Here is an 18,745-nt window from a genome sequence, read left to right as displayed (position 1 = left end):
GCGCACATTGCGCGGCGGTCGGATCGTTGATTTCTTAGAATATTTGGTAGATCTCGACACTTTGCGCCGCTTGATAGAAATGTGCGTGCTTCTCGGAAAGCTTGTTGGCTGAACGATTAGCCACACATTGCTGCCGTCTGATGCTGGCCTGAGGGCCATCACCCTCGGTTTTGGATCGCGAGGCCTGCCACTTCTGGATCGTGGCCGAGCGAAGGGCTTCTCGGCAGAAACGCCGCCCTGATCGAGGCGAGTCGCCTCTCCACAACGTGCCTGCACTGATCGCCTATGCCCCGTACGAGCTTCGCGCGCATGCTGGTGAAGTTCTGCCAGCAGCGTGCACCGACCGTCCTGTCGCCTCGCGACGCCGATCTCTTCCAGAACTGGCTCCTCGATCTCCTCGCCGCACGCATGCCACCGCCCCTGACGGAGCGCGATTATGACTGGCACGCGATCGCTCACGCCTGTGATGTGGATCACGCCGATCTGCAGCGCGCCGGCCGTGTGCTCGCGCCTGGCCTTGATGCGCTGCGCCGTGAACTGGCGCGCCGCGGCCACGTCACGGTGAAGCGTGCCGCAGCGCGCCGGACACCGTCCGGCTCGGAGAGGGGCAAGCTTCAGCGTGATGCTGAGCGGCTCGACGCTGCGCCGCGCCGACGCGGTCCTCGGGCAAAGCCGATCATCGAGTTCCCCGAGAACGACGGGCATCCCTGGACGGACCCGACCTCATTCGCTGATGCGCTCGATCTTCACATGCGCCGCCATGGCGACACTGCGAAGCATCTCGCCCGTGTCTTTGAGGCGAGCGCGACCCAGGTCGATGCCACGGCACTCAATCTGTGGCGCCGCGGCGTGAAGGTGCCGCGCGCCTCCCGAAGTCTCGCGGCGCTGGAGCTCATCGAGCGGCGCTACCGTCTGCCGCCGGGGTACTTCCGGTCGAAACTGCCGAACGCAGACCGCTGCACCTCGGCGGGGGCCATTGCCGGCATCAGTCGAGCCGAGCGGCGACGCCTGGCCTGGCACCTGCCGCATGATTTCGATCGACGCCCGTTGAGGGAGCGGGAGGAGATCCTTGAGTGGGTACAGCGCGTGGTGATTTCGGGGACAACCGACTATCGGCGCTTCCAGGCTGCCGCCATGAAGCATCGCTACTCGATCCGCTTTCCCGGCCTGCTCGATCAGTCCTCCCGGCCGCGCGGGCTCTACAGGTTTTGCCGGGAGGAGGATGGATCGCTGCCGGACCCGGACCTTGCAAGTGCGGCGCTCGATGCGCCGCCCCAGCTCGCCGAGGAGATGGCTGATCTCGTCCGGTTCAAGACGGCGACGCTGACTGCGTTTGGCTATCAGCGCAACGGTGTCTGGGGCGAGGAGACGGCATCCCAGAAGGTCGAACATCTCGGTCTGATGTTCGGTGCGCTGGCAGCTTCACCCAGCGGCGCGGTCCATGGCTTCGGCGTGCCGCTGGAGAATCTGAGCTTCAGTCTGCTGGTCTTCCCGATCGTGTGGGACTGGTACATTCAATGGCGGGAGCGTCGGCGCGGCTTCTACACCGCGTGGGAAGTCGACATGCTGCGGATCGCTGCCGCGCTCACCCGCGCCGAGACGGGTTGGCTGCGGCAGAACCCGCAGTTGGCGGAACGCATCCGTCCTATTCCCAATCTGATCACCGAGCGCGACGTTGCCGCTGCGCGTGCTGACTGGGACACAGCCTGCGAGCAGATGCATCGCCATGGCCTCGCCCGCGCGCGGGAGGTGCAGCGCGTGGCCCGCATCCATCGTGATCCCTTCGAGCCGATCATCGCGGTGCTGGAGGCGGACAGCCCGGTCGCAGAGTATCGCAAGATCACCGAGGAGATCCTGCGGTTGATGCCGGACGAGAAGCGCTACCCGCGCGCGGCGGCCGAGGCGGTGCGGGCGTTCCTAATGCTGCGGCTCGGCCTGCATCTTGGCCTTCGGCAGAAGAACCTGCGTCAGCTGCTCGTCTGTCCCCGCGGCCGGCTGCCGACCTCGGAGCGCCGCCTCGCGGAGATGAAACGTGGCGAGTTGCGCTGGAGTGAGCGCGACCGGGGGTGGGAGGTGCTCATCCCCTCCGTCGCCTTCAAGAACGCGAACTCGTCCTTCTTCGGTAGCAAACCGTTCCGGCTGATCCTGCCGGACCTCGGCGGCCTCTATCACTATCTGGAGGCCTATATCGACCGCCACCGCCGAGTACTGTTGAAGCACGCCGCCGATCCCAGCACGCTGTTCGTCAAGACGGTGAAGCTGACCAGCAAGGATGCCGCGTACTGCCAAAACACCTTCTACGAGGCCTGGCGCTTGGCGATCCAGCGCTATGGCATCCACAACCCCTATACCGGCCGCGGCGCCATCAAGGGCCTCCTGCCGCACGGCCCGCACAATGTCCGCGACGTGCTCGCGACTCACATCCTGAAGAAGACCGGCTCCTATGAGCAGGCGAGCTATGCCATCCAGGACACCCCCGAGATGGTCGCCAAGCACTACGGCCGATTCCTGCCGCAGGACAAGGCCGCTCTGGCAGCGCAGATCCTCAACAAGGTGTGGGAGGCGGCGTGAGGGTAGAACGCCTGATGCGCGAATCTCTCACCGCCCGCGCTGCGCGATTGCGCGCGGCCACGTGGGCAATCCGTTTCATCAGCAGGGCCGGGCGCGCCGTAGGGGCAGATTGACGAGCCGCTCACTGAGGAGAGGAACGGTGCAATCGGGGCCGGTAGCAGACTGGCTGGTCTTGGCTGCCGCTGTGCAGATAGCCGACATTCGGCATCCGACCCCAACCCGGACATTTGCCTCGTCAGTCGCGGCGCTGAAAGCTGCCGTTGATTGGTAACTGCTCAGACGCGCTGGGCGACGCCATCAGCGACTTGCTTGCCGTTCCAGCACGCTAGGTCGAACGGCACGACTGATCAAAAGCGGGCACTCAACTGTTGTCTGTTGAGATCATAGAATGACGTGACCGCCTTCTGCCTTCAGGAAACAAGCCTGCGTGATGCTCTGAGAGTGCGGTCGGAGGGCCGAACCGCAATTTTGCCGTAGGCCATCGCCCGGGCTTGCGCCAAGTCAAAAGCCGTCACAATCTTGCAGAAAGTGTTCCTGCAAGTTTGCAATCCATCTTGCGGGCGTGTTTGTGACGTGTAACATTGACGCGCGATACAAGGAGATTGCGATGTCGATTCCCACTTTTGTCTTGAGACGCGCCCGCGAGGAAGCGGGGCTCAAACAGACCGCGATGGCGGAGCGGTTGTCGGTCAGCGGAAGCGTCATCTCCCGACTCGAGCGCAGCGAAGCGACCGACGAAACCATGGCGCGTCGGTACCTTGAGGCGGTTGGCACGCCGGCAAGCCGCGACATTCTCGAATTTTACGCGCGCGACTGGCGGCTGTCGGAGCGCCCCACCGTGTTCCATCCCGATCGCGAGGTGCTGTGGGCGGGCGAGCAAGCGCTTCAGCGGCTCGAAGCCTTTGAGCGCAGTCCTGAATACGACGCGCTTCTCGCGGTACCGCTCTCGCAGATCCGCACGAACATCGAATCCTCGGCGGCCTTTCTCGGTCAGACCGATCACGCAATGGCGTGGATCGGCACGGTCGGCGTGGGCAAGACCACGGCACTGTCTAACCTCACCAACCTGATGATTTCGGGAAAGAACGGTATCCCACAGCCAGTCTTTCCAGCGACCGGAGGGCGCACCACGACCAGCGAAGTCGTCATCCGGATCGCTCCTGCCTACGGTATCGCGGTCGAACCGAAGAGCGAGGATGAAATACGGCTGCTCGTGGCGGAGATGGTGCGCGCGACCGCCGAGAGTAAGGGCGGCATCTCGACCGAGCTCGATCGCGCGGTCCGCAACATGGCGGACCTCAAGAAAAAGAAAAATCCGGAAGACATCCGCAACCAGATCGATCCGATCAGCGCGATGATCGCAGCGGCCGGCGGCGTTCAGGATGATGTCGTCGAAGAGATCATCAATCGCATGCGGCTCGACGTGCGCACCGAAACCCAGTTGATCCTATCGGAGACCAACGAGGACGGCCTGAACTGGCTTTCCAGGAATATTACCGCGATCAATTACGGGCAGGATTCTCGGTTCTCAATTCCCCAGCGCGTCACCGTGTTCGTGCCCGAAACGGCAGTTCGGCGTTCGCCGTATGAACTCAGCATTATCGACACCAAAGGCATGCACGTCACGACCGAGCGGTCCGATTTGCAGGCACTCATGAACGATCAGCGTACGCTCACCGTGTTGTGCTGCGGGTTCAATGATGCGCCGGGTGCCGATCCGATGAAGCTCATGAAGCAAATCTCGGAACTGGGTTCGGACGCAATCGAGCGCCGGCGCGTGGTCCTGCTGGTGCTACCGCAAGGCGATCAGGCGATGAAGATCATTGACGATTCTGGCGAGCCGCCGGAATCGGTGGAGCATGGCTATGCGATCCGCGCAGCGCAGGTCGAGGATAGTTTGGTCGAGGCGGGTATCGGCCGGCTGCCAGTTCTGTTCTTCAATGCCATTGAGGATTCTGCGCCCAAGGTCTGGGACCAACTCAACCATCACGTCGGCATTATTCGGCAGTATCAAGTCGAGCGACTCGCGCGTTTCGTCGGCTTGTCCGAGGATTTGGTGACCAATGCGGACGCAGCGCGCATCCAGCAGGCCCGAGTGGCGATCGCTGCGGAGGCTTTGGCGATGGCGAAGGCCTATGGTCCTTTGCCGAGTAGCGCGCGTCCGGCGCATCAGACTTTGATCAACGAGATCAAGTCTGGCCATGCGAGTTCCATCGCGGCGTCGATAGCGCGACGCGGCGCCTGGGACAATTTCGAGATATTCCATATGATCGGCACAGGCGTGCGGACCGACGCCAATCGGCGCAGCAACGATCACATGCTCAAGATCACTGGCCGCCTCGAAGCTTTGGAGGAAAAATTCTCCGCGCTTCCCGAGGTGAAGGGCCTGATCGAGACGCTGCGGGAGGATATTGCCGACTGGCGGCAAGAATTCCTCTCGCGTGCGCTCAGTGTAGGGCGCAACACGTTCAAGCCCTATCTCGACGGCTCGATCGAATTCTGGTCGGATCTGCGCGCCCGCTACGGCGGCGGTGGCGGCTATCGCGACGATATCGCGGCTATGGTGGCGACCTGGTTCGAGGAAACCCCTGCCCTTGATGAGGCACGCAAGCGCGTCGATGCGCGCCTCGGCGATGCCTGGAACGAACTGGTTATAGACCGGCTGATCGAGGCAACCAAACTCGGCGAGGAAGGCTGAGATGAACAGGCTCGCAGTGGCCAGGGCGCTAGTTTCGCGCGCGCGCAAACATGCGGAATGGATCGGCGACGACCATGGCGACCCGTATGAAGTGCACCTCATGGACATCGTTCGCGCCGGGACATGGCCCAAAGCTACATCAATCCTGGATGGCGTTGCTGCAGAAACCAGGAGGGATGCCGGAGCATATAACGGACAAGGCCCGGTATCTCGTACTCGGCGAGATCAACGTCAAATCGGCGCATTATCTCAAACGGGCGCTCAAAGGCGTCGAACAGGTAATCGCTCGCTGCCGCGGATTCATACGCGACGCTCGACGAGGGAAAGCGATTGCCGGAAGGTGAATCGATGCAGGTAACGCTGGTTCAGCATGCGGTCGGTCAGGGCGGGCTTTTCTGCGGCACCCTGACGCTCGGCAAGAAGCCGCTCCGCTGGGTCTATGACTGCGGCTCTGACCAGACCGGCGACCTTGCAAGGGAGATCGGCAGAGTGGCGAGTGGCGGCGATCTCGACCTGCTGTTCTTGTCGCATCTCGACAGCGATCATGTGAACGGCGTCGATCAGCTGCTTTCACGCGTGAAGGTTAGCGAGGTGGTTCTCCCCTATTTGAACGAAACTGCGCTGATCGCGACACTGGTGCGAGAGGCGGCCCGCGACAGGCTGAGCGGCGTGTTCGTTGAGGCTGTGAGCGACCTTGCGGGGTGGTTTGGAAGCCGCGGCGTAGAGACAATCACGTTCGTCGATGGGAGTGACGATGAGGATGGTGGCAGTCCGATCGTCCCGCGGGCTCCGGAGGGCGGTGGAGAAGGCGATTGTCACTCCAAATGGACGACCGGCACTCACCCCATCGCGTCGCTGATCGCCGACCCAAACCAAGGCCAGGGTGTTGTGCGGATGCAACGGGTAGCGCCTGGTGCCGCCCAGATCGTGAATTCGGACACGAGCGCGCTCAATTGGATTCTCATACCCTACGTTCATCAGCCCTCGGCGAAGCTCATCCAGGCATTCAACGACGCACTCGATGCCGAGTTCAAGAACACCGACAAGAAGGCGATCGTCCGGACGGCCAAGGATCCGGCAGTGCGCGCGAAGCTGCGCAACTGCTATGATGCGCTATGGAGCGATCACAACCTGGTTTCGATGACGCTCTATGCGGGTCCCATCCAGCAGCAAGCACTCGATGTTGAATTATGGGCAAGGCCGCATTATCGCGATGGATATTGGCACCCGCGGGCTTCCTCTCTGTCCGGAGGCTGGATGCTCACCGGCGACGCGCACCTCGACGGCCTGCGTCGTCGCCAGCGGTTTCTGAAATTCTACGATACCTATCTCCCGCTGATCAACGTCCTGATGCTCCCGCATCACGGCTCGATGCATAATCATAGCGACGAGGTTCTCAACGCAATGCCTGAGCTCAGGATCGGCTTCGCGGCAGCGGGACCTAACAGTTACGGCCATCCGCACGGTGATGTACGTGACGCCGTTCAGGCGCATCGGCGCGCTGTGTTTCATCGGGTCCGCGAAAAGCAGTCGAGCCAGATCATCATGGAGATCGCGATGCTGTGATCAGGGGCAAGTCTACCGTCCCGGATCGATGCCAAAAAATGGCGATGAGGAAGCGCCAACACCCTCGCAATTGTCTAGGCTCAGGACTCATAGCCAGAAGAGCACGGTTGCCGCGAGGGCTATTGCGGAAAGGAAGACGGTCGGACATCGGTCGTAACGGGTGGCGACGCGCCGCCAGTCCTTCAGCCTGCCAAACATGATCTCGATGCGGTTTCGGCGTTTGTATCGGCGCTTGTCGTAGCGGATGGGCTCAGTTCGGGATTTCCGCCCCGGGATGCAGGGCTTGATGCCCTCGGCCTGCAAGGCGTCTCTGAACCAGTCCGCGTCATAACCCCGGTCGCCCAGCAGCCACTGCGCCCTGGGCAGACTGTCCAGCAGGGCTGCAGCGCCGGTGTAGTCGCTGACCTGGCCTGCCGTCATGAACAGGCTGATCGGGCGTCCATTCGCATCGGTCACGGCGTGAAGCTTGGTGTTTATGCCGCCTTTGGTGCGCCCGATCAGTCGCCCGATGTCCCCCTTTTTACCCGCAGGCTCGAAGCCGTGCGGTGCGCCTTCAGATAGGTTGCGTCGATCATAACCGTGCGGTGCTCGGCCTGTGGGATGGACAGGCCCTCCATCATCCGGATGAAGACGCCTGCCTCGCTCCAGCGCTTCCAGCGATTATACAGCGTCTTGTGCGGGCCATAGGCTGCCGGCGCATCGTGCCAGCGCAGACCGTTGCGGTTGACGAAGATGATCCCGCTCAACATTCGGCGATCATCCACCCTGGGCTTGCCGTGGCTCTTGGGAAAATAGGGCTGCAGCCGAGCCATCTGCTCGTTCGTCAGCCAATACAGGTCACTCATCCAGACTCCTCAGGAGCCTGAAATCAGATCGACCAAACCAAATCAATGGGTCCTGAGCCTAGATCTTTTGGGCGCCTATTGGGCGTCACTCACTAATGTCTCAAATATATCGGCCATAATCCGAATTCACCTTCTCTGTGGTAACGTATTTGAGGATCTCGCCGACATTGCGTGCTGCCCGGATCGGTATGGGCAATTTCTGGTTCATCTGCGTCGAATTCCAATTGACTTTAGTCAGCGAGAATACCTCCTCGGCCAGTGTCTTAACGGTGCTGTCGCTGCGCGAATGCGGGCAGATCAGAAGCGGCTTCGGATCGTACATGCCGGGGTAGGTGCCATAGTATGGAATGCTGCCGGTTGTATAGAGCAATCCCTTGCCGCCCATCTCGACAAATGTGCCCCGCATGACCGGGTAGTTCCCATCGCGCAGGACCTTGATGTGCGAGGATTCCTGAACCCATACGAGATCGCGCAGTTCGGTGCCGACCTCCTGCAAAGCGTCAAGGATGCCATCGGCCTCTTCGTCTCGAAACCGCGACGTTTTCAATACGATCACCCGGGCTGGGTAATTCATGTGGTGGGCCTTGTAGGCGGCCAGCGCCCCGCGGATTAGTTCCTTGGCATCCTCCTCGGCCATGTAGGGATGCCGGCCCCGGGTTTCGGTACGGGCGCGTTTACCTTTAAGAATGAAGCCCCTGCCTCGCTCGTCGAACATCTGGGCAGCACTGGTGAAAAGCTGCTGGCCTCCGACCTCGCGGTAGAAACTAATTCCGATGTAGCAGGCCGTAAATTCTCCCTCCTTGGGCATACGGCGCCATGGGATGCGACCAGTGCCCTTATAGTAGAGCGTCGTCATCAGGTTCCATGCTCGGTCGGCCTCGTCCTGAATCTGGCGGCCGGTGGCCTCCTTGACCTTCTGTGGAATGATCACCGAGTCATCCAGCACGTCCTCCCAGGCGATCTGAATCGGAAAGCGCAGGTCCATGGCGCGCGCCTTCAACATACCGCGAAAGTTGGGTGCATCGCTGCCACCGCTGTCCTCCTGCTCGGTCGTGCCGTCTGGGGAGTATCTAGCGTTGACGACCCGCTCGATGAGGTTGATGGGGAGAGCTACGATGGCCACGTTCGGACGCTCTGTCCCCTCGTCAATGGTCTGGAGCTGTTCCATGACCTCGTCTACTGCCATCCTGACCGCCTTCTCATGATTGGGCTCTTTCAGGATAGCTTCGATGCGAACGTGAGGAATGGCCAGCGCGGCATTCTCGGCGAGTTCGAACTTGCAGCGAAACGGGTTCAGGTTTCCCAACCCCGGAAAATCCGGATGCAGGTTGGGATGCTTCTCGGTTTTGCCGGGAAAGCCGGCCGTGGCGTCGTCGAGATAGCGCTTGGTATCCTCGACGGTCTTGGAATTGCCGACGACGGCGATGCGGATGGCATCACCCAGGGGCGTCTGCAACGGACCGGCCTCATGCAGGCCGAGCCGGGGATCAGGATGATGATGTTTGTCGCCGAATTCGAGATAGGGCTCGTCGAAGATGGTGGTTTCGAACTTCATAGGAATTCGATCTCCGACTGAGCACTGCCTTCGGCATCGCCTTTGGCCTTGTTGCTCCCCCAGGCGTCCTCGGGGACCTTGGTGGCGAGGTGCACTTCGGGCGGTTCTCCAAACTTCAGCTGAGCCTCGGAGGTGGGCTCAGCGAACAGATCATCGGCAGCGCCATCCTGTCTGGTGAGAAAGCGGTGCCAAAGGATCAACTGACCGCGCAGGGAGGCGCTGTTGTCGAGGCGCTTCTTGCCCGCGAGCAGCTCTGCCGGATAGGAGTGGGGCTGAAAGCCGTTGGTGGTGAAATAGTAGTTCGGGTTCACCACAAGGAACCACTCGTCTAACAGGTTCTCGAAGCGTGGTATGAACGCATGGTGGCGGACGAAGGCCACTCTTGTCGGATCGGCCTTGTGCAAGGCAACGTTCACGACCTCGGAGCTGGCCTTCTGCTTGGATGACTTGTAGGAAAACGTCCTCGAAGTATTGGGCGCCAGCGCTCTGAAATAGAACTGGCTGCGCTCCTTGTCCCAGCCCAGATCTTTGAACTGATGGCCCAGTGCTCGTCGAAGCAGATGAGCGAACACGTTGCGCTCGTCGACGTCATCGTGGAACGCAAGATGGCGGGTATCGATGGCCTCGACCTGGTCGAGCTCGACGATCTCATGGCAGACGGTCTTCCGCGGATCCTGGAAAGTCCAAAGCGTATCGCTCTTAATCACCCAGTCGAAACGCGCTGGCTCGTCCAGTTCCAGAAGTATCCTGGTGGCGTCCTTCGGCGAGTGAGTGGTTGGCGCCACATACAGCTCGTGCGGAAAGGTGATAGGCAGCATGTTGACGAGCGCATCCTCGCCCCCACCCAACGGCGGGATATAGTAGCCGAAGCCGGCCTTTGGCACCGTTATCGCAGCGAGCCGGTCGACGGCCTCGGCGTCCAGCCGATCCAGCTTCTTGTCGAACTGCAACCTGCGTTCGCCATCGCCGACCCCTCGTGGGATCTCCTTCCAATAGAAGGATTCATCTGATGCGCGGTAGAGCACGATGATAACTGGCAAGTTCGATGGACGCCAATATTCCAGATCATCGCTGCGCAGCAGATAGGAGAAGCCGTTGTCGGTCTCGGAGGCGTATGGGCTCGAGTGTCGTGCCTTCACCTGCACGGCAATCATCTTGGCCAGCGGGACGCCCTTGTCCATGACCTCGACGATCGCATCCACGCCCGCTTCGAGCCTTGACCTGACGTCGAACTGAAACCCTATTTTCAAGAAGCGAAGCTCGGCGGCCGTCTCGCCTATCTGGCCCAGCAGCTGATTTTCGGTGATCTTCTTCGACATAGACGCTTCTCAAGAACATTAAGCGAACAACCAATATTGGGAGTGTGACTTCGAATGTCGAGGGTAATTCTACTGGCAGCCCTCGATAGCCACGCCATTTTTGGTCATGGAAATGCGACCAAAGGGGACTAAGCATCGCGCCGGTGCTTGGAGGCAACGCTGGGCATTTGCGGCTCGGCGTGGATCGAGATGATCCCGGCACCAGCGAGGATTCTGATCGTTTCCGCCCATTGTTCCCCAACGATATCATTCTGATTAGCTCAGAGCATCGACCATTGTGGTCTTGCCTTTAGACGCAAGCCTCAATTTTCTCGGTAAAACCGATAGCCGCCCGATCGTCCCCGCAAGGCTATATGTCAGCTTTCGGGTTCTTGATATTCCAACGTCAACATCCGGAATCGCGGCGCAAAGCGGACGTCGCTGAAAGGGCCGGCGAATGCCAAGTATGGATCGTTGCCGCCAGAGCGCTCCACCAACCGTATCCCGGGAAAGGCTCGCGCGCCGCATCTGACAAGTATTTTTACGCCGCTGCACGCGGTTGCTCTGCGGGGTAGAATCGGTCCCTTGGCGAGTGGGGGGATGCCCGTGATCCTCCGCGCATGCGCCACTCGCGTCCGTTTGGTCCGAAGAAAATAAACTGTGTGGGCAGTGATGCTCCATCGCCAGCTGCGAGCTTAGCTGGCGCACCACTCTCAAAGATCCCGCACCGTGATGCGCGCGTCGTTCGAGATGCTGATCAAAGCCTTGCGCCCGCTGACTCCGTCGAGCATGATTCCAAGGTCGTGCATGTCACAGACGACTGGCCGTCGAACGTTCCGATCACACCGGACGAGGTCGATGTTGTCGAAGCCTTCCTCAGGCGTGAGATTGATGCGCTGCTGAGGTGACGGTGCTGCCAAAGGGACCTGAGGGAGGCGATTGGGCCATGAACGTAACCTTGCCGATCACCAGCCGGGCCGCCCTCTATCTCCGGGTCTCGACCACACGGCAGGTTGACGTCGACCTGTCCATCCCAGATCAGCGCCTCCAGACCGCCGCCTATTGCGAGCGGCAGGGCTGGTCCGTTGTCGCGGAGTATGTAGAGCCGGGTGCGTCGGCCATGGACGACAGCCGGCACGAGTTCCAACGGATGATCGAACGGGCATCCGATGACGATCGCCCATTCGATGTCATCGTCGTCCATAGCTTCAGCCGGTTCTTCCGGGATGCTTTTGGGCTGGAAATGTACATCCGCCGCCTCGCGAAGCACGGCGTGCGGCTCGTCTCCATCACCCAGGAGCTAGGGGATGATCCGGCTCAGGTCATGATGCGGCAGGTCATCGCCCTGTTCGATGAGTACCAGTCCCGCGAGAACGCCAAGCATGTGCTGCGGGCTATGAAAGAGAACGCCCGGCAGGGTTTCTATAACGGCTCCCGCCTGCCGCTTGGCTTCACCCTTGAAGAGGTCGAGAAGCGCGGCCATCGCATCAAAAAACGGATCGTCGTCGACCCCGTGGAGGCCGAGCTCGTGCGGCTGATGTTCGATCTCTACCTGCAGGGAAATGGCACATCGGGTCCCATGGGCATCAAGGAGATAACCAAGCATCTCAACGCCAAGGGCTACCGCACCCGTCTTGGAGCCCGCTACGGTGTCGGCACCATCCACGGGATCTTGACCAATCCCGTTTATGTCGGGGAATGGAGCTTCAACAAGCGAAGCTCGAAGACGGGGCAGGTGAAGCCTCAGCACGAGGTTATCTCGATCTCGGTGCCGGCCATCCTCGATCGCCGAACTTTCGACAAGGTGCAGAAGGCTCTGAGGGCCAAGAGCCCGCACAACAGTCCACCCCGGGTCATCTCAGGTCCGATCCTTCTGACCGGCTTGGCCTATTGCGCCTGTTGCGGCAGCGCCATGACGCTGCGCACCGGCACCTCGAAGAGCGGCAGGGTCTATCGCTATTACAGCTGCTCGACCTCCGGCCGGGTCGGCAAGTCCGCCTGCAAAGGGCGAACGGTGCCGATGGAGAAGCTCGACCATCTGGTAACACGCCATGTCGCTGAACGCGTCCTGATGCCCGAGCGGTTGGAGGCGCTGCTACAGTCCGTCGTTGACCGGCGAGTGAAGGCCGATGCCGAGGTCCAGGCGCGGATCGATGAACTCTCGCGCGAACGAACGACGGCGGAAGACAAGCTGCGGCGGCTCTACCAGCTTGTCGCCGACGGCATCGCTGAGCCAGATGACCTGCTTAAGGAGCAGATTGCCAAACTCAAGGCAGATCGGGATCGGGCGCATTCAGCGCTAGAGCGGATTGAGAATCAGGGTGCAGCCGCAGGCCGGCTAGATCCGGACAAACTTGCCCGCTTCGGGCAGCTCATGCGCTCGAATATCAAAGATGGCGAGGTACCGTTCCGCAAAGCCTATCTGCGGTCGCTTATCGACGCAGTCGAAGTAGACCAGCACGTCGTGCGCATCCACGGATCAAGGACGGTGCTGGAGAGAGCCGTACTCGCCGACCGAGCCACCCAGCCGGGTGTTCGCGGTTTTGTACGGAAGTGGCGCGCCCTAGGGGAGTCGAACCCCTCTCTCCACCGTGAAAGGGTGGCGTCCTAACCGATAGACGAAGGGCGCGCAGGCGGGGCACCTTATAGGGGCGCGCGCGGCATCGCACAAGCCGTCTTGCACGCAGCCATCCACAGCTTTGCGCTCCCCGCGCGCAGGCGCCGTCTCAGGCGTCGAGGATCGGCGCGAAACCGCCGAAAATCATCCGCTTGCCGTCGAACGGCATGTCACCCATTTCCTTGAATCGGGGATCGGACATCATGCGCTTCACGGCAGCATCACGGACGTCCTTGGAAGGGTATTCGATCCAGGAAAACACCACGATCTCGCCCTCCTCCGCCTTCACCGCGCCGCGAAAGTCGGTGAGCTTGCCGTCGGGGACGTCATCGCCCCAGCACTCCACCACCCGGCTGGCGCCAAACTCCCGGAACAACGGCGCCGCCTTCGCGGCCATCGCCCGATAGGCCTCCTTGTTACCGGCCGGAACGGCGAGCACGAAACCATCCACATAGCTCATCGTCGATGCTCCTACATTACCATAGGTTAGATTGACAATTAGGTTGATATCAACATGTATGATGCATGTCAAAGCCGGTCCCCTTCTCCACCACGATCGAGGTGCGCGACACCTGCCTCTGCCTGCATGTCCAGCGGGCGGCGCGGGTGCTGGCCCGCCTGTTTGACGAGGCGCTGCAGCCCTTTGACCTCACCAATGGCCAGTTCTCGCTGCTGATGGCGCTGAACCGCCCTCACCCACCGCGGCTGCGTCCGGTGGCGCATCTGCTGGGCATGGACCGCACCACTCTCACCGCCGCGCTCAAGCCGCTGCAGCGGCAGGGCTTGGTCGAGGTCCGGCCGGATCCGGAAGACGGGCGCAGCCGGCTGCTGCTGCTCACACAGGAGGGAGAAGCCCGCCTGGCCGCGGCTGTGCCGGTGTGGCGCGCGGTGCATGCCCGCATCGAGGCGGCGTTACCGGGCGGCGATGCCGCGGCTTTGCGCGCCGGCCTGGTCGCGCTCGGCACCCGGCCGGGAGAAGAGGCGCAGGGCGCCAAATCGTCCGAGCGGGCGCAGCCTTACACATGAACACCAGTCACGCCTCAGAGGTTGGCGTTGGCGCCTGATCCCGCCTCCCAGCCGAAGACAGGTTGGAATATCGGCCTAAACCGCGTGAAATCACCTAAGGCGACCACTTTTTCCACACGGCCTCTCGCTCCGGCATCCGGGGAAATTATGTGCGGAGCAACTCCATCTCGGGGGCCGGCCCTCCCGTCGATCCGGCTCACCAGATCGTCCAGGCGGCATAGAGGCCACCGAGCGCCACCACCATCACCACCAGCAGGCTGTTCACTACCACCAGCTTGATGAGGGCGCGCTTGGCTTCAGGATCGTCGGCCATGGTCAGGATCCCTCGTCGACGGCGGCGCACGCTGATATCGCCGCACACTACAGGGGCCGTTCAGGAGCCTCTACGGCACGAGTCGTCGCAGCAGCGGTATCGGGAGGCGAGAGAGCTGAGGCCTTTCGTCGCCTATTGCGGCGTCGCCGCCGTCGCAACGCCGCGCGCCACCACATGGACGATGCGGTAGCCCCGCTCCTTCATCGCCTTGAGCAGCGCCGGCACCATCCGCGCGGTCTGCAGGCGGGTGTCGTGGAACAGCACGATGCCGCGCCCGGCATGCGCCATGCGCGTCAAAACCAGTTCCAACTCGACCTCCGGCGTCATCGGCTCCCAGTCGCTCGCCCAAAGGTCGGCGCCGAACACGCCCATATTTCGTCCGGCGACATAAGCGAGCAGTTGCGGGGAGGAGCCGAAGCCGGGAAAGCGGAAGAAGGGAAAATGCGGCGATGCCGTCGCGGTACCGTAAGCGGCGCGGTCGACGCTGGCGATGCCGCGCTCGATGTCGCGCACTGCCTTATCATAAGGCAGATCCGCCAGCGTCATCGGATGGGTCTGGCTGTGATAGCCGATGCCGTGCCCCTCGGCGAGGATGCGCTTCACCAGCGCCGGACTCTCGGCAGCGCGGGTGCCCACCAGGAAGAAGGTGGCCCGCACGCAACCGGCCGCCAGCGCCTTCAGCACCATCGGCGTGGTACCGGCGGAGGGACCGTCGTCGAAGGTGAGCACGAACTCGCCCTCGGCGAGATCCAGCGTCTGTGGAAAATGCTTGGTACCGACCTCGAGCCCGGCGGGATCGACCTCCAGCACCCGTGCAGTACCTGGTCCGGCGGCACAATCGCCGGCAGCGAGGGCCGCCATGGAAAGGCCCGGCAGCAGTGCCGTCAGGGCCAGCAAACACATCAGAAATCGCATGACGCCACCGGAACACGTGGGATGCGGTGTCCTATCCCAGTGCCGGGCGATCTGCCAGCCTCGGGCGGCATGGCTGCCCTTCCGCGGGCACATTGATTCGGGCGGCGATACCGCCGACACGACCGATGCGACTTGGTGATGGTTTATAGGCCGCGACATCCCTATAGGGGACACCGTCACTTGCGTGAACAGGCCGGCAAGAGAAGTGAAAGCTTCGGTCGCCCGCAATGCCGACCGAAGCCTTCCTCAAGCCCATAAAAATTGCCCAAACGATCACTGCCGGCTTCAAAGAAGCCTAGTATTGTTTGTCAGACGACTGACCTCACAGCCAGCGTCTATATGCTTAAATGAACTGACACCTATCGCACCGCATTGCAGCATAACTTTCAAGCCCTAAAATTAGGCAGGCACTTCTCAAAAAACGGCAAACTTTCCGAAATCCCAATCACCCACCTTACGTTACGTGCGATTAAGTCTCCGGCGCGTCGACAATGGGGTCATATTGCGACGCATCAAACCCCAGAACACTCCAACTCTGCTGCATATGCGGAGGAAGCGGCGCCGAAACATCGATCAGCCCCTCCCCTCGCGGATGCGGAATCACCAGCCGCCGCGCCAGAAGGTGCAGGCGATTCTGCAACCCACCGGGCAATGGCCAGTTCTCGATATCGAAATACTTCGGGTCTCCGACAATTGGATGACCGATATGCGCCGCGTGAGCACGTAGCTGATGGGTGCGGCCGGTGACAGGCTTCATCGACAGCCAGGACAGCTTCTGCGCCGCCTGGTCGACCACGGCGTAGTAGGAGACCGCGTGACTCGCCTCGTCGTCGCCATGGCGGGCGACGCGCATGCGTTCGGCGGCTTCGTCCTTGGCGAGATAGGTGGAGATCCGCCCCTGCCGCGGCTTGGGCACGCCGGGCACCAGCGCCCAATAAACCTTGCGCGCCGAACGCGAGCGGAAGGTCTTGGCCAGCGTCGAAGCAGCGATCCGGCTCTTGGCGATCAACAGGATGCCCGACGTATCCTTGTCGATACGGTGGACGAGGCGCGGTTTCTGCCCGTCCTCGGCGCGCAGCGATTCCATCAACCCGTCGACATGGCGATAGGTGCCGGAACCGCCCTGCACGGCAAGGCCATAGGGCTTGTTCAGCACCATCACGTCACGGTCCTCATAGAGGGTGATGGATTTGAGGAAGACGGCGTCCTTGTCGTCGGCCACCGCACGCTTCACCGCCGGCGCCGCCAGCGTGTCCGGCGCTCCCGTGGCGCGCGGCCGAGGGGGCGGCACTTCGCCGCGGGCGACGGCTTCCTGGGCTTCCAGATAGTCCGCGGCGGAGGGTTGGGGTTTTTCCTCCAGCGGCGGGATCCGCACGCTCTGACCGGCGGCCAGCCGGGTATTGCTCTTCACCCGGCCGCCATCGACCCGCACCTGGCCGCTCCGCAAGAGCTTCTGCAGGTGACCGAAGGACAGGTCGGGGAAATGCGTCTTGAACCAGCGGTCCAGCCGCATGTCTTCTTCGTCGCGGGCGACGGTACGTGTCTCGACGGCCATGGTGATGTCTCCTTAGCCAAGGAGATAGCCGAGCCGCGCCCGTGCGTCACGCAAATGCGCGTATCAGGGCCAGGCCGGCGAACACCGCGACGACCGACAGTCCGACACTGCCCGCTACATAGGCAAGTGCCGACCAGGGCTCGCCACGCTCGATCAGCAGCGCCACGTCGAGCGAGAAAGCGGAAAAGGTGGTGAAGCCACCGAGAATGCCGGTGACCGCAAATAGCCGCGTCGGCAGCGACCAGGCCTCGCCAGCGCGAAAGGCGAGCCAGCCAGCGATCACGCCGATCAGAAAAGAGCCGAGAATGTTGATCGCCATGGTGCCGCCGGGAAACCCGCCGCCGACCAGCCGCGGCGCCGTCAGGTTCACACCATGCCGCAACATGCCACCCAGCCCGGCACCGACAAACACCACCAGCCAATTCATCCCCAGTCCCTACTATTTACCCTGCCCTGCCCCGGCCGGCGCTACCGCCCGCGCCGCTCGGCCCGCAGCTTCGCCCAATAGTCCAGCCGCTTCTTCACCTCACGCTCGAAGCCGCGCTCATTGGGCGCATAGAAATCGGCGCGGCGGTCGCCCGCAAGCTCGTCCGGGAAAAAGGTCTGGCCGGCATAAGCGTCCGGGAAATCGTGATCATAGAGGTAGCCGGCATGGTAGCCGAGCTCCTTCATCAGTTTGGTCGGCGCATTGAGGATATGCTTGGGCGGCTGCAGCGAGCCGGTCTTCTGCGCCAAAGCGAGAGCGGCGTTGAATGCCGAATAAGCGGCATTCGATTTCGGCGCCGTGGCGACATAGGCGATGGCCTGCGCCAGGAACAGCCGCCCCTCCGGCCAGCCGACCCGGTCAAACGCCGTCCAGGCAGATACCACCTGCGGCATGGCCTGCGGATCGGCCATACCGACATCCTCGGAGGCGGCGCAGCACAGCCGGCGGAAGATCGTGCCGGGATCTTCTCCGCCTGAAAGCATCCGCGCCGCCCAGTACATGGCGGCGTTCACGTCGGAGCCGCGCAGGCTCTTATGGAAGCAGCTGAGAAGATTGTAGTGCTCGTCCTGCCCCTTGTCGTAGATCGGCGCCCGCTTCTGCATGGTCGCCGCGAGCCCGGCGACGTCGAGATCCCTGTCCGGCGGCAGGCGGAACAGCTCCTCCGCCATCCCCAGCAGATAGCGCCCGTCGCCATCGGCCATGCCCGCGAGCGCAGACCGCGCTTCCGGTTCCAGCGGTAGGCGGCGTTCCTCCAGTTCCTCGGCGCGGGCGAGCAACCGCTCCATCGCCGCCGCGTCCAGCGGCTTGAACACCAGCACCCGCGCCCGCGAGAGCAGCGCCGCGTTCAACTCGAAGGACGGGTTCTCGGTGGTCGCGCCGATCACGGTGATGGTGCCGTCTTCCATTACCGGCAGAAAGCTGTCCTGCTGGGCGCGATTGAAACGATGAATTTCGTCGACGAACAGCAGCGTGCCGGTCCCGACCGCACGCCGGCCACGCGCGGCCTCGAACACCTTCTTGAGGTCGGCGACACCGGAGAAGATCGCCGACACCTGCTCGAAATGCAGGTCGGTCTCGCGGGCGAGCAGCCGCGCCACCGTGGTCTTGCCGGTGCCGGGGGGACCCCAGAAGATCAGCGAGCCGATCGAGCGGCTCTCCGACATGCGGGTGAGGATGCCGTCGGGGCCGGTCAGATGCTCCTGCCCCACCACTTCATCGAGACGGCGCGGGCGCAGCCGGTCGGCGAGCGGGCGTGGCGCCCCCGCCTCCATTCCGGCTTGCGCGAACAGATCCGCCATG

13 protein-coding genes, 1 tRNA gene and 1 pseudogene are annotated in these 18,745 nt (G+C 62.2%); 5 read left to right on the top strand and 10 right to left on the bottom strand.

What is annotated here, in order from left to right; translation table 11 throughout:
* Nucleotides 1-309 precede the first annotated feature (309 nt).
* From KHC24_RS02710 to KHC24_RS02700, 3 genes are all read left to right on the top strand, one after another.
* Entirely contained in the window at nucleotides 310-2,571 is a 2,262-nt protein-coding gene (locus KHC24_RS02710; RefSeq protein WP_213359117.1) for a hypothetical protein, read from the top strand.
* Nucleotides 2,572-3,178: 607 nt separating this feature from the next.
* Nucleotides 3,179-5,269 carry a helix-turn-helix domain-containing protein gene (locus KHC24_RS02705; RefSeq protein WP_213359115.1) on the top strand — a complete coding sequence of 697 codons (2,091 nt, stop codon included), beginning with the start codon at nucleotides 3,179-3,181 and terminating at the stop codon, nucleotides 5,267-5,269.
* A 348-nt stretch (nucleotides 5,270-5,617) separates the two neighbouring features.
* Nucleotides 5,618-6,835 (top strand): MBL fold metallo-hydrolase, encoded by a 1,218-nt coding sequence (locus tag KHC24_RS02700; RefSeq protein WP_213359113.1) that lies wholly within the window; start codon nucleotides 5,618-5,620, stop codon nucleotides 6,833-6,835.
* 87 nt (nucleotides 6,836-6,922) lie between these two features.
* Here the strand turns inward: KHC24_RS02700 and KHC24_RS02695 are convergent.
* The 3 genes from KHC24_RS02695 to KHC24_RS02685 all read right to left on the bottom strand — a co-directional run bounded on the left by KHC24_RS02695 (nucleotide 6,923) and on the right by KHC24_RS02685 (nucleotide 10,554).
* Nucleotides 6,923-7,680 (bottom strand): IS5 family transposase gene (locus KHC24_RS02695; protein WP_213359111.1). Its coding sequence is split into 2 segments (ribosomal slippage): nucleotides 6,923-7,347 and nucleotides 7,347-7,680, totalling 759 coding nucleotides; the frame shifts between segments, so codons are not numbered across the junction.
* 100 nt (nucleotides 7,681-7,780) lie between these two features.
* On the bottom strand, nucleotides 7,781-9,235 hold the full coding sequence (locus tag KHC24_RS02690; protein ID WP_213359108.1) for an argonaute/piwi family protein: 1,455 nt from the start codon (nucleotides 9,233-9,235) through the stop codon (nucleotides 7,781-7,783).
* Nucleotides 9,232-10,554, bottom strand: coding sequence for a DUF4365 domain-containing protein (locus KHC24_RS02685; RefSeq protein WP_213359106.1), 1,323 nt, complete (start codon nucleotides 10,552-10,554; stop codon nucleotides 9,232-9,234). The genes KHC24_RS02690 and KHC24_RS02685 overlap by 4 nt, the downstream gene beginning before the upstream one ends.
* 925 nt (nucleotides 10,555-11,479) lie before the next feature.
* Here KHC24_RS02685 and KHC24_RS02680 point away from each other — a divergent pair.
* A pseudogene (locus KHC24_RS02680) lies at nucleotides 11,480-12,577 on the top strand (recombinase family protein); the annotation flags it as partial.
* Nucleotides 12,578-12,628: 51 nt separating this feature from the next.
* On the opposite strand, the gene KHC24_RS25510 reads toward KHC24_RS02680, so the two are convergent.
* The 3 genes from KHC24_RS25510 to KHC24_RS02670 form a co-directional block, all read right to left on the bottom strand.
* Nucleotides 12,629-12,826: a hypothetical protein gene (locus tag KHC24_RS25510; protein WP_309299356.1), complete on the bottom strand. Its 198-nt coding sequence runs from the start codon at nucleotides 12,824-12,826 to the stop codon at nucleotides 12,629-12,631.
* Between the two features lie 261 nt (nucleotides 12,827-13,087).
* Nucleotides 13,088-13,162: transfer RNA gene (locus tag KHC24_RS02675), tRNA-Glu, on the bottom strand.
* Nucleotides 13,163-13,259: 97 nt separating this feature from the next.
* Complete coding sequence (locus KHC24_RS02670) at nucleotides 13,260-13,610, bottom strand: DUF1428 domain-containing protein (RefSeq protein WP_213359105.1); 351 nt, start codon at nucleotides 13,608-13,610, stop codon at nucleotides 13,260-13,262.
* A 65-nt stretch (nucleotides 13,611-13,675) separates the two neighbouring features.
* Here KHC24_RS02670 and KHC24_RS02665 point away from each other — a divergent pair, with 65 nt between their 5' ends.
* Nucleotides 13,676-14,176 (top strand): MarR family winged helix-turn-helix transcriptional regulator, encoded by a 501-nt coding sequence (locus KHC24_RS02665; RefSeq protein ID WP_213359104.1) that lies wholly within the window; start codon nucleotides 13,676-13,678, stop codon nucleotides 14,174-14,176.
* Nucleotides 14,177-14,621: 445 nt separating this feature from the next.
* On the opposite strand, the gene KHC24_RS02660 is transcribed toward KHC24_RS02665, so the two are convergent.
* From KHC24_RS02660 to KHC24_RS02645, 4 genes are all read right to left on the bottom strand, one after another.
* Complete coding sequence (locus tag KHC24_RS02660; protein ID WP_213359103.1) at nucleotides 14,622-15,392, bottom strand: polysaccharide deacetylase family protein; 771 nt, start codon at nucleotides 15,390-15,392, stop codon at nucleotides 14,622-14,624.
* A 481-nt stretch (nucleotides 15,393-15,873) separates the two neighbouring features.
* Nucleotides 15,874-16,959, bottom strand: a complete 1,086-nt coding sequence (locus tag KHC24_RS02655; RefSeq protein ID WP_213359102.1) for an RluA family pseudouridine synthase — start codon at nucleotides 16,957-16,959, stop codon at nucleotides 15,874-15,876.
* A 46-nt stretch (nucleotides 16,960-17,005) separates the two neighbouring features.
* Nucleotides 17,006-17,386 carry a fluoride efflux transporter CrcB gene (gene crcB, locus KHC24_RS02650; protein ID WP_213359101.1) on the bottom strand — a complete coding sequence of 127 codons (381 nt, stop codon included), beginning with the start codon at nucleotides 17,384-17,386 and terminating at the stop codon, nucleotides 17,006-17,008.
* 41 nt (nucleotides 17,387-17,427) lie between these two features.
* On the bottom strand, nucleotides 17,428-18,744 hold the full coding sequence (locus KHC24_RS02645) for a replication-associated recombination protein A (protein WP_213359098.1): 1,317 nt from the start codon (nucleotides 18,742-18,744) through the stop codon (nucleotides 17,428-17,430).
* Nucleotide 18,745 lies beyond the last annotated feature (1 nt).

The sequence above is a fragment of the Ancylobacter defluvii genome (assembly GCF_018390605.1).
In the GTDB taxonomy this organism is placed as follows: Bacteria; Pseudomonadota; Alphaproteobacteria; order Rhizobiales; family Xanthobacteraceae; genus Ancylobacter; species Ancylobacter defluvii.
This window is presented reverse-complemented; position numbering and strand designations above follow the sequence as displayed.

Bases quoted from the DNA above. Each gene is read 5' to 3' on its own strand.
- KHC24_RS02705 (WP_213359115.1), top strand. From the start codon at position 3,179: ATGTCGATTCCCACTTTTGTCTTGAGACGCGCCCGCGAGGAAGCGGGG.
- KHC24_RS02670 (WP_213359105.1), bottom strand. From the start codon at position 13,610: ATGAGCTATGTGGATGGTTTCGTGCTCGCCGTTCCGGCCGGTAACAAG.
- KHC24_RS02690 (WP_213359108.1), bottom strand. From the start codon at position 9,235: ATGAAGTTCGAAACCACCATCTTCGACGAGCCCTATCTCGAATTCGGC.
- KHC24_RS02655 (WP_213359102.1), bottom strand. From the start codon at position 16,959: ATGGCCGTCGAGACACGTACCGTCGCCCGCGACGAAGAAGACATGCGG.
- KHC24_RS02645 (WP_213359098.1), bottom strand. From the start codon at position 18,744: ATGGCGGATCTGTTCGCGCAAGCCGGAATGGAGGCGGGGGCGCCACGC.
- crcB (WP_213359101.1), bottom strand. From the start codon at position 17,386: ATGAATTGGCTGGTGGTGTTTGTCGGTGCCGGGCTGGGTGGCATGTTG.
- KHC24_RS25510 (WP_309299356.1), bottom strand. From the start codon at position 12,826: ATGCGCCCGATCCCGATCTGCCTTGAGTTTGGCAATCTGCTCCTTAAG.
- KHC24_RS02710 (WP_213359117.1), top strand. From the start codon at position 310: ATGCTGGTGAAGTTCTGCCAGCAGCGTGCACCGACCGTCCTGTCGCCT.
- KHC24_RS02700 (WP_213359113.1), top strand. From the start codon at position 5,618: ATGCAGGTAACGCTGGTTCAGCATGCGGTCGGTCAGGGCGGGCTTTTC.
- KHC24_RS02660 (WP_213359103.1), bottom strand. From the start codon at position 15,392: ATGTGTTTGCTGGCCCTGACGGCACTGCTGCCGGGCCTTTCCATGGCG.
- KHC24_RS02685 (WP_213359106.1), bottom strand. From the start codon at position 10,554: ATGTCGAAGAAGATCACCGAAAATCAGCTGCTGGGCCAGATAGGCGAG.
- KHC24_RS02665 (WP_213359104.1), top strand. From the start codon at position 13,676: ATGTCAAAGCCGGTCCCCTTCTCCACCACGATCGAGGTGCGCGACACC.